The organism is Alteromonas portus (assembly GCF_005117025.1).
Classification (GTDB): domain Bacteria; phylum Pseudomonadota; class Gammaproteobacteria; order Enterobacterales; family Alteromonadaceae; genus Alteromonas; species Alteromonas portus.
Map to the genome: position 1 here is coordinate 374806 of NZ_SWCO01000002.1, position 16765 is coordinate 391570.

Annotated in this window: 11 protein-coding genes; 5 read left to right on the forward strand and 6 right to left on the reverse strand. The window is 43.1% G+C overall.

All coding sequences use genetic code 11. The features are described 5' to 3' along the window. Window positions 1-40: 40 nt before the first annotated feature. The 4 genes from E5672_RS05710 to E5672_RS05725 form a co-directional block, all read right to left on the reverse strand. Window positions 41-2398: a diguanylate cyclase domain-containing protein gene (locus E5672_RS05710; RefSeq protein WP_240692168.1), complete on the reverse strand. Its 2358-nt coding sequence runs from the start codon at window positions 2396-2398 to the stop codon at window positions 41-43. A gap of 50 nt (window positions 2399-2448) precedes the next feature. Beyond that, window positions 2449-3207: a 23S rRNA pseudouridine(2604) synthase RluF gene (gene rluF / locus E5672_RS05715; protein ID WP_136781311.1), complete on the reverse strand. Its 759-nt coding sequence runs from the start codon at window positions 3205-3207 to the stop codon at window positions 2449-2451. A gap of 146 nt (window positions 3208-3353) precedes the next feature. After that, the gene (locus E5672_RS05720) at window positions 3354-4160 is read right to left on the reverse strand and encodes a hypothetical protein (protein ID WP_136781312.1); all 807 of its coding nucleotides are present in this window, start codon (window positions 4158-4160) and stop codon (window positions 3354-3356) included. A 212-nt stretch (window positions 4161-4372) separates the two neighbouring features. Further along, window positions 4373-5929 carry a bifunctional GNAT family N-acetyltransferase/carbon-nitrogen hydrolase family protein gene (locus tag E5672_RS05725; protein WP_136781313.1) on the reverse strand — a complete coding sequence of 519 codons (1557 nt, stop codon included), beginning with the start codon at window positions 5927-5929 and terminating at the stop codon, window positions 4373-4375. A gap of 375 nt (window positions 5930-6304) precedes the next feature. Between E5672_RS05725 and E5672_RS05730 the strand changes: the two genes are divergently transcribed. Next, the gene (locus E5672_RS05730) at window positions 6305-6976 is read left to right on the forward strand and encodes a 2OG-Fe(II) oxygenase (protein WP_136781314.1); all 672 of its coding nucleotides are present in this window, start codon (window positions 6305-6307) and stop codon (window positions 6974-6976) included. A gap of 216 nt (window positions 6977-7192) precedes the next feature. Beyond that, a complete protein-coding gene (locus tag E5672_RS05735) occupies window positions 7193-8878 on the forward strand; it encodes a response regulator (protein WP_136781315.1) in 1686 nt (561 codons plus the stop codon). A gap of 172 nt (window positions 8879-9050) precedes the next feature. Here E5672_RS05735 and E5672_RS05740 read toward each other — a convergent pair whose 3' ends face one another. Further along, on the reverse strand, window positions 9051-11645 hold the full coding sequence (locus E5672_RS05740) for an ExeM/NucH family extracellular endonuclease (RefSeq protein ID WP_136781316.1): 2595 nt from the start codon (window positions 11643-11645) through the stop codon (window positions 9051-9053). A 318-nt stretch (window positions 11646-11963) separates the two neighbouring features. After that, window positions 11964-13295: a DUF2252 family protein gene (locus E5672_RS05745; protein ID WP_136781317.1), complete on the reverse strand. Its 1332-nt coding sequence runs from the start codon at window positions 13293-13295 to the stop codon at window positions 11964-11966. A 303-nt stretch (window positions 13296-13598) separates the two neighbouring features. On the opposite strand from E5672_RS05745, the gene ahpC reads away from it, so the two are divergent. The 3 genes from ahpC to E5672_RS05760 all read left to right on the forward strand — a co-directional run bounded on the left by ahpC (window position 13599) and on the right by E5672_RS05760 (window position 16765). Next, complete coding sequence (gene ahpC, locus E5672_RS05750) at window positions 13599-14156, forward strand: alkyl hydroperoxide reductase subunit C (protein WP_476692407.1); 558 nt, start codon at window positions 13599-13601, stop codon at window positions 14154-14156. Between the two features lie 181 nt (window positions 14157-14337). Further along, window positions 14338-15927, forward strand: coding sequence for an alkyl hydroperoxide reductase subunit F (ahpF, locus tag E5672_RS05755; protein WP_136781319.1), 1590 nt, complete (start codon window positions 14338-14340; stop codon window positions 15925-15927). A gap of 301 nt (window positions 15928-16228) precedes the next feature. Then, window positions 16229-16765 (forward strand): hypothetical protein, encoded by a 537-nt coding sequence (locus E5672_RS05760; protein ID WP_136781320.1) that lies wholly within the window; start codon window positions 16229-16231, stop codon window positions 16763-16765.

Sequence of the window (16765 nt, forward strand, 5' to 3'; positions counted from 1 at the left end):
TCTTGGTTAAATAGACGCTAAATTTCGTCGCTTAGCACAGCTAACTTTCTCTAGCATGTTGCTTTTTATCTTCATACATTCTTTCGTCTGCAGTATGAATTAATTCTTCTAACGTCATTCCGTCTAGTGGGTAGCTGGCATAGCCAATACTAACCCCCACACTAAATAAACCTTGGGCTGTAGTGATAGGCTGTGTAAGTGTTTTAACTAGCCGCGTCTTTATTCGTTCAACGTCATACTCTTTGCTAAGTTCGGTAACTACAACGATAAACTCATCACCACCAACACGTGCCGCAATGTCGTATGCACGGCATAAAGCGTTTAGCCGTTGTGCCAGTTCAATAAGCACTTCATCGCCCAAAGTATGGCCATATTCGTCGTTAAGGGGTTTGAAGTGGTTTAAATCGAGATAGAATAGGGTACAAGTCTTCCCATTTCTTTCTAATCTTGGTAGCTCATTGCGCATGTAAGTAGATAACGCGAGTCTGTTCGCTAGTTTGGTCAGTGCGTCGCTGTTAGCCAGCTTTTTAATTTTTTGATTGGCCTCTACTTGCTCAGTGATATCCACATTAATGCCAAACATTTTATCCCCTTCTACGCGACCGTATGCTTTCACGTGGCGATATTTCTTGTTTGGCGCTTTTACCCTGAACGTTGCCTCAAAGTGAGATTTTTGGGTGATCGCATTTTCAACCTTGTTTTTTACGCTATCAATATCATCACTATGAACCGTATTTTCCCAGTCGCTAAATGTACCACTAAACCTGGTTTGGACGATGCTGTAAATCTTATGCATCCACTCGTCCCAAATTAGCTCATTAGTGGCAATATCCCACTCCCATACACCAATGTTTGCGGCGTCTGCAGCCATTGACATACGTCGATTAAGGGTTTTTAACTCATATTGCGCTTCGCGCCATTTCGTTACGTCTTCTGAAAGCGATAATATATATTGTGGATTGCCATCACTATCGTCTAAAACAATCTTTTTTGTATGGAAATGACGTACTTTGCCGTTGATATTAAGCTGGTAATCACGGGCGCTTTGTTTCTTTTTACTTATGAGTAACTGTTTATCGTCAGCAATAAACGTCTTAGCTTCTTTCTCTTCAAAAATATCAAAGTCAGACAGGCCAATAAGAGACGTTTTATCAATGTCTAACAACTTACTTCCCGCATCGTTAACATGGGTTATAGAAAGGTTTTTGGCATTTTTCACAAGAAGCATGTTGGGAAGCGCGTCAAATACAGTTTGCGTAAAGACTTCTTGATTTTTAACGTCAGATAAATCTTTTACGGTGCACATATATGCAATATGGTTTCCAGGCAGCAGATTTACCCTGAGGGTTAGGGGGAATTTTTTGCCGTTTTTTCTTATGCCTTCAAACGTCAAAGGGGCGTTGTGTGCAGCACTATTGTTCGCCGTTTTCTTTAAACTCACTAGTAGCGATTCATTGGTGTGTTTAAGTGGCGTAATAAGCTCTCTAATATGGAGTGTTCGCTGGGAAAATTTATCTAATCCAAATATGCGTAATGCAACAGGATTAGTAAATTCCACCATGCCTGAGCTATCAAAGGTAATAACACCATCATGTACGGTATTTATTACGGCGTTGTAGCGCTCAAGTAATAAGGTTCGCGCGCGAAGTTCTATAAATACCAAGATTGTAAATGCAAACAGCATGACCATGAGCATAACCAAATACACGAGGTTTTTTGTTTCAGGCTCTCGCAGTATTTGCGTATCTGGAAGTGCGTAAACATGCATTGATAGCATACCGGTATAATGCATGCCCGAAATCGCACTACCCATAATAATGGCAGGTACAATTTGTTTGATAATACGTAACTGTGCTGAGGTAACATATTCATGGGTTTTTAATGCTATGCCGGCTAACCCTACAGCGACCACAATCGATAGAGAGAAATACCAACCATCGTAAGCCATAGCAGCATCCATTTGCATCGCCATCATGCCAATGTAGTGCATACTGCCAATACCTATCCCCATGTAAACACTGCGCAGCCAGAGCGAGTTCATCTTGAAAGGTAACTTACTCATAACAACAAGGCTTGCAAGAATAGCAGGCAACACAGATAGCAATGTGATAAAAGGATCGTAAGAGACAACCAGGGGGAGTTGGTAGGCAAGCATGCCAACAAAATGCATAGACCAAATACCAAAGCCCAAGAAACACGCCGACGCTAACGACCAATAGGCCCGTTCGTTTTGAAGTTCAGTTTGAGACATTTTGGCAGCAAGCACAAAGGAGATAAGTGATGCTGATATGGCAATGAGAACAGAGACCACCACGAAAAATATGTCGTAGGTGGCCGTGATTTCAGTGCTTGGAGGAAAGTCCGTTACCGAAAAGAAATGATAATGTCCGTGTTTCAATGTTTTAATTTGTCTTCATGCTGAACTACTACTAAATGTAGTAGTTTCACTTATTTACGCAACTCGACTTTCTCTGCAGTTTTAGTGGAAGAGCGAACCGCGTTTTGCATTATTTTCAATTCACGATCGGTTAAATTTCGCCATTGACCAGGTTTTAGCGCGCCAAGTTCTAAATGCATAATACGCGTTCGTTTAAGCTTGGTGACCTCGTAGCCCAAAAACTCACACATTCTGCGTATTTGACGATTAAGACCTTGGGTAAGAATGATCGTAAACTTGTTCTTACCGGTAGGTTTAACGACACAGGGTTTTGTCACTGTTCCCAAAATAGGTACGCCACGTGCCATTCGTTTCACAAAGCGCTCACTGATTGGCTGGTTTACCGTCACTTCGTACTCTTTGTCGTGAGCGTTTTCGGCGCGAAGGATCTTATTCACAATATCGCCATCACTGGTAAGAATAATCAGCCCCTCAGAAGGCTTATCTAATCGACCCACGGGGAATATACGTTCTTTGTGGCCTATGGCGTCGATGATGTTGCCTTTAACATGACGTTCGGTGGTGCAGGTAATACCGATAGGCTTATTATAAACAATATACACGCGGTCTGATTTGTCTGATGCGACCGCACCAACCACCTTGCCGTCTACTTTTACTGTATCGCCAGGCCCCACCTTTGTACCCAGTTCTGGAGGTTGGTTGTTAACGGTAACGCGATTTTGCTCAATGAGTTTATCGGCTTCACGGCGAGAACACAGGCCAGTATCGCTGATATATTTATTTAAACGTTTGGGCGCTTGGTCACTCATTGCGCATTAAGTCCTATTGATATTAAAAAGAGGGCAATACTATCACGGCAATAAGAAAGGGGCGATTCGCCCCTTTCTTTTTTACCCGTTATTTGTCGCTTAATGTACTTGCCTGTATGTTTTTAAAACAAGCACTTTAAGCGTTGTTAGTTGCCGGTAGGAGAGGGAGCGGAACCGCTACCACCTGTCGAACCTCCACTTGAAACAACCTTGGTGGCTATATCTCGGATCTCATTTTCCATACTGGTAATACGCCCCGACAAGGTCGTGTTGCGCTGTTCTAACACCGAAAGTTTATCGGTAAGATTGCGAACGCTTTGCTGTGCACTTTGTTTGTCGCTTGCCGCTTGTTCTAGCTGAACGTTTACTGCCAGCAGCTCGTCAGCCAATGAAGCTAATTGATTTTTAACAGAACCAATAGCCGCAGCCTGGGTTTTGACATTGTCTGAAACGGCGCTTACATTTTTATTCAGCGCTGTTTGAACATTGCTTACACGATCGCCAAGATCAGCAATTTCTTGTTGGTTGCGACGCCATGCTGAAGCCCATAGCTTATCCATTTGCTCCCAAAGCTCGTTTGTTTTGTTAGTTAACTCAGTCACTTTAACCTGCAAAGCAACCGTAGACTCGCCAATTTCCTCGCCTGTTGCAGAAAGCTTGTTTTCTAACTGCATAATGCGCTTTTCAGCTTGCTCAGCCACGGCTTTTTGTTGCTCAAGCAAGGTGTACAAGTAGTAGCAACCACCGCATGCCGCTAAAGCAATTAGGGCAACTAATACAACCCAGATACCATTGCTACTTCCACTATTTGTTGGCTGACGGTTAGCCGACGAGGAGGATGGGGGCGTAGTCGTCTTAGTGGGAGCTGCTTGTCTTTTCGTCTGGTAGTCTCGACGGTCTTCTTCATCCAACCTGATCGTTGGAAACTCATCGTTCTTTGAATTATTTGCCATAGTAAATTAGTAATCTCTTTGTGTAGTGCTCTTTGCATGGTCTCGACACCTTGTGTGTCAGTTCAAAAGAACACATTTATCTTTGCGCACAAATTCATGTTATCGCTAAATTAAAGGAAATTCTATGGCTTATGTACAATGTCAATTAACCATAAGCCAAAGCGACTGAAATTCGAATAAATTAGCTGTTCGTTCAGCGTAAAAATATTCTGTTAGTTTTTATCGCCAATCCATTCCACTCGATATAAATCGCGGCGTCGGTCAAGGTAGTTTCTCACCGAGCCTTCATTTTGTAGTTTGGTCAGTTTGTCTAGGTCTAAATCGACTATCAGCGTCATTTCCGTATTGGGTGTCGTTTCCGACACGATGGCATCGTGAGGGAATGCGAAATCACTAGGGGAGAATACGGCAGTCTGTCCATATTGAATATCCACGTTATCAACTTTGGGCAGGTTTCCGACACTTCCTGCAATTGCTACGTAACATTCGTTTTCAATTGCCCTTGCTTGAGCACAGCGGCGGACGCGTAGATAACCATTTTTTGTATCTGTCCAAAAGGGAACAAACAAGATCTGCATCTCTTGGTCGGAAAGAATGCGCGCCAATTCTGGAAACTCCACGTCATAGCAAATTAACACGCCTATTTTTCCAAAGTCCGTGTCAAATGTCTTGAGGCTGTTTCCGCCCTTCATTATCCAGTCCTCTTTCTCGTGAGGCGTTGGGTGAAGTTTATACTGGCTCTCGATAGTTCCGTCGCGCTTACATATATAGCTGACGTTATACAGCTCTTCTTCCTCTACCACGGGCATTGAACCCGCAATAATCGTAATATTGTACGACACCGCTAAATGAGATACCGCAGTTAAAATTTCATCGGTATACGTCGCTAAATGCCAAATAGCGTCTATTGACGAATCGGACGGGCTTAGACCCATAAGTGGTGCATTAAAGAATTCGGGGAACAGCGCGACATCGCAGGAATAATCTGACAATGCGTCAACAAAGTACTCAACCTGCTGCAACAGCTCTTCTACATTGTTGAAATAACGCATTTGCCATTGAATACATCCTATGCGCGCACTTGATTTTCTACTAGCGATTAATGACGGGGTGCCTGGTTCATAGTAAATGTTATGCCACTGAAGCAGTGTTGCATAACCTTTTGATGCTTCGTCTTCAGGAAGGTATGCAGACATGACCTGCTTAACCTCAAAACCGTTGGACAGTTGAAACGTCAGTATTGGGTCATAAATATCTTTAAGCTTTACTTGCTCAATGTACTCATAGGGAGACAGTTCATTGGCGTAGTTTTTATAGTTGGGTATGCGCCCCCCCGCCATAATTGATTTTAAATTTAAGTTCCTACACAGCTCTTTTCGCGCTTCGTATAGACGGCGACCTAAACGAAGGCCACGGTATTCAGGACAAACAATAACTTCTACGCCGTACAGCACGTCGCCATTTGGATCGTGTGTCGTTAGGTATGCATCACCGGTTATTTCGTCATAACTATGCTTATCACCAAACTGGTCGTAATCAACGATAACTGAGATGGCAAAGGCAACGACTTTTCCCTTATCTTCAATACAGATTTGCCCGTCCGGGAATGTAGTGACTTGTGCTTTGTAGTTAGAGTAAGGCCACGCGCCTCCAACGTTGGCGTATACCTCATCCATTAACGCTTTAACGTCGTTGTAGTCGTCCAGTCTCAAGTTTCTTAAGTCTAGATGATGTTCCGTTTCTTCTATTTGTGTTTGATCTTGACTCATGGGTTACTCTTTTTGCTAAAAATTTTAAATACGTACATGGTGTATATTTCTACTTAACCGCCTTGCAATGGGTTTTTCAACTGTTAAATATTGTCCGCGTCTTCTTATAAATATACACCTCGGCTTATTTATTGATTTAGTTTTCCTTTTTGCGGACTTAACTCGTGCACCGATTAAAAAAAGTTAGCAAGAAACGTGCGAATTCTTTAGCTGCCATAACGACAAATAATTTTTCTTTTATCGATAAAAAAATAGCGCGAAAAATAGGTGGTCATGTAATTGCCATTAAGCTTAACGCCGCGTATAAGTTCGCTACTTTTTTAACGCCCTAATAATTTCACGATTAGTTAACCGCACAAAGGTAGAAAGACTTTGATGAATAGAGAACAACTTGCGTCGTATCAACCACTACACGTTTTCGATGAAGCCATATTTGAAAACATTGTTGACGACCTAGTCACTACTGGCTTTTCTATACAGAAGCATGGTTTACCTGATTTCATTACACAAGCACTGTTGACTTGTCAGCGTTCAATCTCAGACGCTGAATATAAAAAAGCGGGTATTGGTCGCGCTGAAAATTATCAGACAGCTGAAAAAGTGAGAGGGGACGAAATTTGCTGGATTACTGGTTCTTCAGAGGAAGGCGCTTTGTGGCTGTCATGGTGTGAAGCTATGCAGCAATATATAAATCGTTCACTTTTTATGGGGCTTTTTTCTTTCGAAAGTCATTTTGCTTGCTATGAACCGGGTAAATTTTACAAGCGCCATGTAGATGCGTTTAAAGGTCAGGGGAACAGGGTGTTATCACTCGTTGCCTATCTAAACGATAGCTGGCAAGAAACTGACGGCGGCGAACTAGTGCTGTATTTTGATGAAAATGATCAAATAGGAACAAAAGTTCTACCAGAAAAAGGAACATTCGTCGTATTTCTTAGTGAAGCATTCCCTCATGAGGTTTTACCTGCGTTAAGAACACGCCATTCTGTTGCAGGGTGGTTTAGGGTAAACGGTAGTGTTAATGACAGCATCGACCCTCCGCGCTAGTATCCAAAAACTCATACTTATGTATAATATGAATTTGCTATATATCTGTTGTGATAACACAATGCTTAAAATACAAGCAGGCCGCAAACGTCGATAATACGAAGGCAGGGTTTGTATTTGAAAGTAGTTTCATGAAGATAGCATAGTGTTGTCCACAATAGGCTGTCCTAAGGCTATTGTGCCGCTTAGGGAAAAGATGTAAGAAGTGATTGGTTAATGCTGGAAAAAATACCTGCCCCCACCCCAAGAGAAGAGCTGCATGTGCTGGTTATCGATAACCAGGGGCTAGTTCACGATGTTGTTGCATCAGCATTACATGAAATAGGAATTAAAAACGTTAGTAGTGCATTCAATGCATTTCATGCCAAACGGCTATGTGCGGCAAGGCAATATGACTTTGTATTACTAGCGTTTAACGTAAGTCACGACAAAGACGGTTTTCACCTTTTTGAAGAGTTAAAGCACCTCAATCACATTAACGATACCACTACGGTCATATTTCTCAGTGCAGAAACATCTCCTGAACTTGTTAATTGTATTGTAGAGCTGCAGCCAGATGACTTTTGGGTTAAGCCATTACAACGTAACAAGATTGAATCTCGGCTAGAATACCTTATCCAAGTTCGATTAAAGCTGCACAAAATGTTGCATTGTATGCAAACTGGCGACTATTCAACCGCCATGTATTACGCAGAGCGACAACTAAAAGACCCCTCACTTTCAGAGTACCACACCCGGATAAAACGCCTTATTGGTGATTGTTTACTGCAGCTTCGCGATTATGAAACGGCAGAGGATTACTTTAGAACGCTGTTGCAGAGCATGGATCACGCGTGGATCCACATTGGTCTGACGCGTTCACTTCTGCGCCAAGATGAACTTGAAGAAGCACAGTTACTGGTTGACGATCTGCTCCAGCGACCCGACACACGATTCCTCACTTTTGATTTACTTGCACAATACTTTATTGAGAAAGAGCAGTTTGATATTGCTTACGAGCAAATGAAAGAAGCAAGTCGACTTGCTCCCCGAAATATTGAACGCAACAAGCGGTTATGGGATTTGGCCAGACTTAACCATGACAAAGCCGGCCAGCTCTCTGCCGTACAAAACATGGCAAAGTTTGCCAAAAATTCAATTCATGACTCGCCGCAACTAACCCTCAATGTTATTCGTTCAACCATTGATTTAGCGACAAGCTTAGGTAATACAGAAGGTGACAAATATCTGAAACGCGCAGAGCTTGAATTGGAAGAACTCAAGCAACAAAAAGGAATGCAGAATCAGCTTGCTGAGCAGATAGATGTGGTTAAATCGCGAGTACTATGCTTGCGAGATAATAAGCGTGAAGCTGAAAAGTTAATGAAGGACCGCACCGCGTCTACCGAAGGCCTGTCAATGGAAGACAGTTTAGACAAAATGAAGGCATTTCATGAGCTTGGCATGCGCGAGCATTGTGTCAGTATTTTAGATAAGCTAAGAAAACAAATAGAAGGCGATACGTTTACTTCACAAGTGGTGAATGAGTACCTGAATCAAGAATCAATAGAACGTACCGAGATCCAATTCACCACAAAAGAACTTAAACAAATGGCGGCTGTTAACTATAAGGAAAACCGCCTTATTCCCGCGTATAACAATTTACAGCAGGCATTAACGCTTTCACCGAAAGATAAGCAAATTGCGTTAAGCTTGCTTAAAGTTATTACCCAAATGCACGTTGATAGTGGGCTAAGTGAAGAACAGATGAAGTCAGCCCAGCGTGCCGCTAAATTACTCTGTAGTGAAGAGTTATCGGCGACTCAGGCCGATAAGCGCGACCAGTATATTGCCCGCATTGGAATAGAAGTAGATGACACTAATGCTGCCGATTTAGTCGGTATGGTAGTTGCAAAAGCTTAAGCTTTCGCTTTTTCAGTGGCCGCAGATTGGTAAAACGGGTCTAGATTTATCGGTTGCTGATTGTACTTAATAGTACGTCAAACAGTAGTTCGATAAAGGTAACACAACAAAACAAGCTGCCCTGGTTTCAGGGCAGCTTTTTAAATATAAAAGTGTTTAACTTTTTCTGTTTTTATTTTTTAACAGCAGTAGTGCGGCGACGAAAGCCAATCGCTGCAGCTAGCAGAGCAAGAATTCCTCCCATTGCGCCACCTGAGCTGTCATTATCTTCTTCCTCTTCTTCGCCGCCATCAACAACATCGGCTTGCAAATCGAAAGTAGCAATGAACGGGTCATGGTCTGAGCTTCTGAACGGACCAACATCAGTGAACGCGTAGCCGTCTTCATCAGCGTAATAACGAAGCGCTTGATCATACTGCAACTGGTAGGCTTCAACTGAGTTGATGTTCCAGTGTGCACCGTCAATGGCATCTGCGAGCATAGCTTCACTAGCTAGTACATGGTCTAAACTACCTACTTGCTCAGTACCGTAGAACCAGTATGAGAAGCCTTCTGCATCAAATTCTTCAGCCAAGTTGTGATAGCCGAAACTAGATTCAACTTCAACAGAAGCGCCGTCATCCATACCTGTATTTACTGCAGTGGTAATAGTGTAGCCGCGTGATTCAGGTGTATAGTCTGTTAGTACTGCAACCGGATCTTCAGCGCTGTAGGCGTTTAAGTCGCCTAAGATAACCTTACGCTCTGGCAAAGTTTCATCACTTAGCGCATTGCCTAGTGTGATAGCCGCTGACACTCGAAGAGCGTTACAGCTGCCTTGAATAGTAGTGATTTCTGTCGGTGCTTCTGCCACGTCTTCAGCACACTGTGAACCCTTTGATTTGAAGTGATTTACAGCAACAAGGAAGGATTTACCGCTCTCTGTGTGTACAAAAGACTGAAGCAGACTAGGGCGCATTTGTGCAACGCTATCTTCGTCAATTTGTTGAACTGGCATATCAACAATAATTGCGTCACTTTCTGGTGTTACTACTGAAGCTTTGTATAACAAGCCAACGGTAATAGCATCGGTACCAATTTCGCTACCGTCACTTGTGGCAACAAATGTGTATTGCTCGGTTTCACCTAGTTCAGCATTAATGGCATTTACAAGTGATTGAATAGCGCTATCATCACCGAAACCATCGTTTTCAATTTCCATTAGGCCAACAACGTCAGCGTTAAGGTTAACAATAGCTTCAACGATACGACCTTGTTGTAATTCAAACGCTACTGCGTCATCTGCACCGCGGTTTTCGTCATAATCAAAAGTGACATCGCCATTTGCGTCTACTTCACCATTAAAATAGTTAAGCACGTTGAAGGTAGCAATTGATAAATTGCCTTCTGTAACAACAGGGTTCGCTTCACGGGTTGACGTTACTTCAATAATGTCGCTAGGGTTAATTCTGTAAGTACCAAAGCTGTAGTTCAGTGGCCCTGCAGCAGAAACCGAATCACCAATACGAATAGCATTAGCGTAGCTGAAAGTTGGGAAGAAACTAAGTGCATCCGGGTACTGAGAACTGCTGTTATCTTCAATAGTAAGAAGACTCGCCTCGCTCGCTTCCTCTGCCGCCACATAAGCGTCAGATAGTGGTGCTGCCGCGTCGCTTGGTTGGCGTTTAATCGAGTCACTAACAACGATTTCGCCGTAGCGCCATAGGTTGTTTGTACTTGTTATTGTGGCGTCTGTTACGCTAACAACCATACCTTCAACCGTTTCAAGGTCAAGTTCGTACGGCATAGCGATCTCTACCGGTGCAACAGCATCTGCGGTACCGCAATCAAGTGCAGCAACATCGCTATCCATTGCAAGGGTTGTCATGCCGTAGTTTTCTTCTACTTCACCGTAAAGACGAACGATGTTACCGGTGGCAACATCTACACTGCCTTCTACGAACAAACCTTCAGAGGTTGCATCGTCAGCGTCGTAATCAGATGTTTCTTCTTGTACAAAGAAGCCGTCAGCACGGGTGCCAGTAACTATAGCTTCGATAATAACGCTATTGCCTACTTCAGCAGAACTGCTTTCACTACCTTGAATAGCACTGATAAGCGTTGCGTCTGCGCCACAAATACCAAGCTCAACAGCAGGCTCTTCTGGTACGTCAACAACGTCGTCACCGCCACCTTCAGTGGTAAATGTACCGGCAGGGAAAGGGGTTGCTGCATCGGCATTTGTTGTAGAGCCATCAAGTGCGTCTACACCACTGTAGGTCCAGTTTATGGCTTCAAAACTGCCACCATTTGCGGTTTGACCTGACGTACGGTATGCCCAGCCATCTAGGTATTCCCACGCGGTACCACTGCCGTCGGTGTCGATATCACCAAACGTATCGATAACGCTGCCATCTTTGAAAAGCTCAATAGCATCGTCACCATTAATCCCCAACTCAGATGTATCGAAGTCTGGCGCAGAACCGAAAAACGCAGTAAATCCATCAATTTCTGATGCCACGTAGATATAAGAACCAGCGCTTGCAGATGAGCCAGCTGGGAAGGTAAATTCCTCGCCATCTGTTCCGCCACCGTTGTTCGCCGCACCAATGCCATATGTAGATAAATCTGCAATGTCATTGACTACGAAAAGTTCAACTGCTTTTGGCACACCACCGGTTAACGGTCCATCAATAACACCGCTAATGACTAAATCGTTAGCGTGGATGGCGGTTGAAGAAAGTGCAGAAATTATTCCTGCAGATAGTAAAGTTAATGATGTTTTCACGTCATTGTCCCTTTGTAGTTTTCATTATTTTTTATTCACATATTTATTAATCCTGCCTTCGCTTAAGTAGAAAAAGCAGGGTATATGTGAAGCACAATTTTTGTATTGCTTGAACTACACTAAGGGGATTGTGAACGGATAGGAATGACTTGACCTTATTCAAGCTGTTTTTAAAATACTACTTAAATATCATATGGTTACTGTCTATAGGTAAGTTTACTTAAACCGTTAACTCTTAACCAAAAGCTTATAAACACGTTAAGTAATGCTATTGCCGCGTTTATAGCTTCACCGCACCTGATAAAAAGACGTTCACCACTAACAATTTCTATGCAACTCACCCGTGAACAGTGAATGATCATCAACTACTTGTTCTGCATAAAGATTTGCTATTTTTACGAGCAGGCTTTTTACTTGAGGAAAAGATGTTGATGCTGACGACGCGAATCGAGTACTTCTTCTATCGCCTCGGCAGTGAGCTAGCGCAAGGCTATACCCGCACAATTCGGCAAAATATTCAAAGCCACCATTTATCGCTTTATTTCCCATTGCAATATCTTGTGGGTCGATTCCCACTTTAGCGTGATGTCGGGAACGAACCAGATAATGCGCATTTTCAAACTTAACTTCGTCAAGCACCAAGTCTGGTTTTCGTTGCATTCTGCGTTGGCATCGAGCTGTAAGGTGCGCCGCATTTAGGCGATTAACCGGGTTAATATCTGGAAAGTAATGAATAGGTGCGGCAACCCGCTGTTGTTTAACTTCTACAATATGACAATGCGCGAAGCTAGTTGAACTATGCGGTTTTGCTGGGCCTACTAAAAAGTAATAGCGCGCCATGTTTACCGAACCAGTGCCCGCGTCAAGGCGTTTCACGATATCAACGACTGAATCGTCCATATAGGGAGCAAAGGCTTCTAATAGCGTTGCATACTCTTCTCCGCTTAGGGTGGAAAACTTTTCACTGTTGGCTTTAAATCCTAAGGTCTTGCCGTCGAAATGAACCGCCTTGGCCAGCGCACTTTTGCTTGTGAAGTCTTCTCCTCCTGCGCTGCGGGCTTTGGCTTTTCTATAGAGCTTATTTAACTTACTTGGCACAGCGTCAGGGCAATAATCTACAGCCTGATTTATCAACCCCGCGTTTTCTACCACGCGACTGCAGGTTTCTACGTATTGTTCAATAAATGCGTATTGCGCATTAACGACTTGCTGATGGCTGACAACAGGTTTGGTGATGTCGATGTTGTCGCACGCATATTTGCCCTGAACGACGCCACGGCAATGTATCTGAGCAAGGTGCAGTGAAGTGAGATAGCGAAGTACATCCCATTGCGCTTTGCCGACGCACGCATCATCAAAGTCGTTGGGTGAGAAGATCACGGTATCTCCGTGAGACCCTTCTTCTGTGAGAAAACCAAAATTAGAGGTATGACAGTCGCCCATCACGCTAGTGAGGGGAATAGCATCACATTCTTTGGGAAAATTTATAAGGCCAGCTTTTATATCAGCGTAAAATAATTGCGCACTGCCTCTATAGAAAACAAAAGGGCTAGATTGCATTTTTGCATGTTTTGCCAAAGTGCGAGTTGGCGCGTGGCCATCAATTAGCATTATTTCATCTGAGATACGCTGTAGCCGGGACTTCGTCATAGTTTTCATATCCAGCAAGTTTTAGCCCGCGAAACCGACTATTTTGCACAGCAATCAATCTGCTTTGGCTCAATTTTCATCGTTCAATTCAATAACCTGATTAAGCGATTCATTTTTACCAATTAGTTTTTTTTGATTGTGCGCGCTATTCTTATCACCAGTTTCGAGAGACATGAATTTCGCAACAAGTGAATATCTTCACAAAACTGCAAAACCATGTCGACACAATAAACGTAAAGTTTGTATTCGTATGTGTTTAGCATGCGAAAATAATTTAAACCAAATGGAGAATTAAACATGGCATTGATTAATACTGCTATCAAACCTTTCAAAGCAACTGCATTTAAAGACGGCGAGTTCGTAGACGTAAGCAGTGAAGACATCAAAGGTAAATGGGCAGTTTTCGTATTTTACCCAGCTGACTTCACATTTGTTTGCCCAACTGAACTTGGCGACATCGCTGATAAGTACGAAGAACTTCAGTCGCGTGGCGTAGAAGTATTCTCAGTATCTACTGACACTCACTTCACACACAAAGCATGGCACGATTCTTCTGACACAATCAACAAGATCAAGTTCGCAATGATTGGCGACCCAACTGGCGAAATCACTCGTAACTTCGATTGTATGCGTGAAACTATGGGCCTTGCTGACCGTGCTACATTCGTTGTAGACCCAGAAGGTATCATCCAAGCGATGGAAATCACTTCTGAAGGTATCGGCCGTGACGCTGACGATCTTGTACGTAAGATTAAAGCTGCACAATATGTTGCAAACAACCCAGGTGAAGTTTGCCCAGCTAAATGGAAAGAAGGCGAAGCAACACTTGCACCTTCTCTTGACCTAGTAGGTAAAATCTAAGCAGCACGCTTAGCGCTTAATACCCGTACGGCCAGTGCTGTCAGCATTGGCCAGTATTAAGTATTTAAACTGTAGGGAGTGGGTCACTACTCCCTGATATTAATTTCCAATTTCCGCTTATGTTGTTGACCTATAAAAAGGTTGGCGGGGATCGGCGTGTCGAAAATAAGGCAGAATAACCGTGTTAACTAAAGAAATTTTACAAGCATTGAAATCATATGCTGAGTCAATGCAGAAAAACGTAACCTTTGTCGTACAGACCGGTGAACATAGCAAGCGCGAAGAGCTTGTAACGTTTCTGTCCGACATTGCTTCAGTAAGCGAAAAATTAAACGTAGAAGAGCGTGAAACAAACGGCGAACTGCGCAGTGCTATCAGCTTTCTATTAGAAGCTGACGGTGAAGATACGGGAATTCGTTTTTCTGGTATCCCTGGTGGTCACGAATTTAACTCTCTTGTACTAGCCATGCTGCATGCAGCAGGTACTGAACTTAAGCTGGATGATAGCGTTAAGTCGATGGTGAAAGCAGTAAATGAACCGCTTAACTTTGAAGTCTTCATTAGCTTGAGCTGTCACAATTGCCCAGAAGTCGTACAGGCACTTAATCAATTTGCTTTGATTAACCCTAATATCAAGACCGAAATGATCGACGGTGGGCTATATCAAAACCTAATTCAAGAGCGCGACATTCAAGGTGTGCCTAGCGTATATCTAAATGGCGAGCTGTTCGCGAACGGTAAAGTTGATGCTTCTGTGCTTATCAACAAATTAATCGAACGCGACCCTAGCCTTAAAGAAGCGAATAAAGGCGATGCACTACCGCTTCAAGACGTAACTGTTATTGGTGGTGGTCCAGCGGGTGTAGCTTCTGCGATTTACAGTGCACGTAAAGGCCTTAAAGTAGCTATCGTTGCTGAAACATTCGGTGGTCAGGTTAAAGATACTATGGGTATTGAGAACCTAATCTCTGTACCTAAAACAACGGGCCCTGAGCTTGTAGGTAACCTAATGGAGCACGTGCGCGATTACGATATTACGCTTAAAGAGCACGTACGTGTTGAAAGCATTGAGAAAGGCAACATCAAAACCATTACGCTGTCTTCTGGTGAACAGATTCGCACACGCACCGTTATTGTAGCGACAGGTGCGCGCTGGAGAGAACTTGGTGTTCCAGGCGAAAAAGAAAACATCGGTAATGGCGTAGCATACTGCCCACACTGCGACGGCCCTTTCTTTAAAGGTAAAGACGTAGCAGTAATTGGCGGCGGTAACTCAGGTATTGAAGCGGCACTTGACCTTGCAGGCATAGTAAAATCGGTGACAGTATTTGAATTTATGCCGGAACTTAAAGCAGATAAGGTACTTATTGACCAAGCTGAAAAGCGTGACAATATTACTATTATCAAGAATGCGGCAACACGCCAAATCACTGCTCAAAATGGCAAAGTGAACGCTATTGAATACCAAGACCGTTCAACTAACGAAGTACACACTCGTGAACTCGCTGGTGTATTCGTTCAAATTGGACTTGTGCCTAACAGCCAGTTCATGAAAGGCACGGTAGACATGACGCAATATGGTGAAATTATCGTTGATACTAAGTGTCACACGTCTGAGCCTGGCATTTTTGCTGCTGGTGACGTTACTACAGTACCGTATAAGCAAATTGTTATTTCAATGGGTGAGGGCGCGAAAGCATCGCTTGCTGCATTTGAATACTTATTAAGCCATGAAGTGGTTGAGTCTGAAGACGAAAGCGCCGCGGCATAATAATTAGCCTTTTAATTAATCATATGAAAGCCGAACTGACCTAGTCAGTTCGGCTTTTTTATTAGCTTATTTTTTTCTTCAACGTTACTCACTTACGTTTTTTCTTAGCCACGTATCTAAATGACGGCTTATTTACAGAGTGAACCCTCGTTACGCATGATATAAATCAGAAATATAAATGATACTAGTTATCATTACATAGATTTTTTGTTAAATTACAACAAGTAGTGTTGATAACTGTTTTAGCATTGTAAGCAGGACAGTAAACGCGTCACTTACCTATTCGTTTTGAGGAAATATCATGCTTTCAGTTGCAGCAGGTGGGTTAACATTTGCAGCCTTATGGGTTGTTTATAACAGTTGGCGCACTCAAGCATCAACATACCTATATATAGGGCTAACAGTTTGGCTAGTGTCAGCTGTGTGCTGGTCTTTTGCACAGGGGTGGGAATTCGGTGTGTTGTATGCCCTGTGTGTCCCAGCAATCTTGGTTTGGCCATTCATAGCCTCTAATCAAACCCAATTGCCACAGCCTAAAAACGTCCCTCAACCTAGAGGTTTCGATTTTTCGCGAGGTACAGTATTGGGAAACATTGCCAATTACATAGTGGTACTGGTTGTTCTATTAGTTGTAAGCGTGTTAGTGACGTTAGGGATATGTGCATTATTACCGTTTTCAATTGCGGGAAAGTTAGCTACAGCTACGGTGATGTTGCCCGTGCTGTGGGGCCTCATTGTTTACCACTATCTTGCTACTTCGCACAAAATTAAAGTCATTGGTGCTTACGCAGCCTTGTCTGCGGCTTGCGTACCAATACTTATCTTCTTACCCATGTAG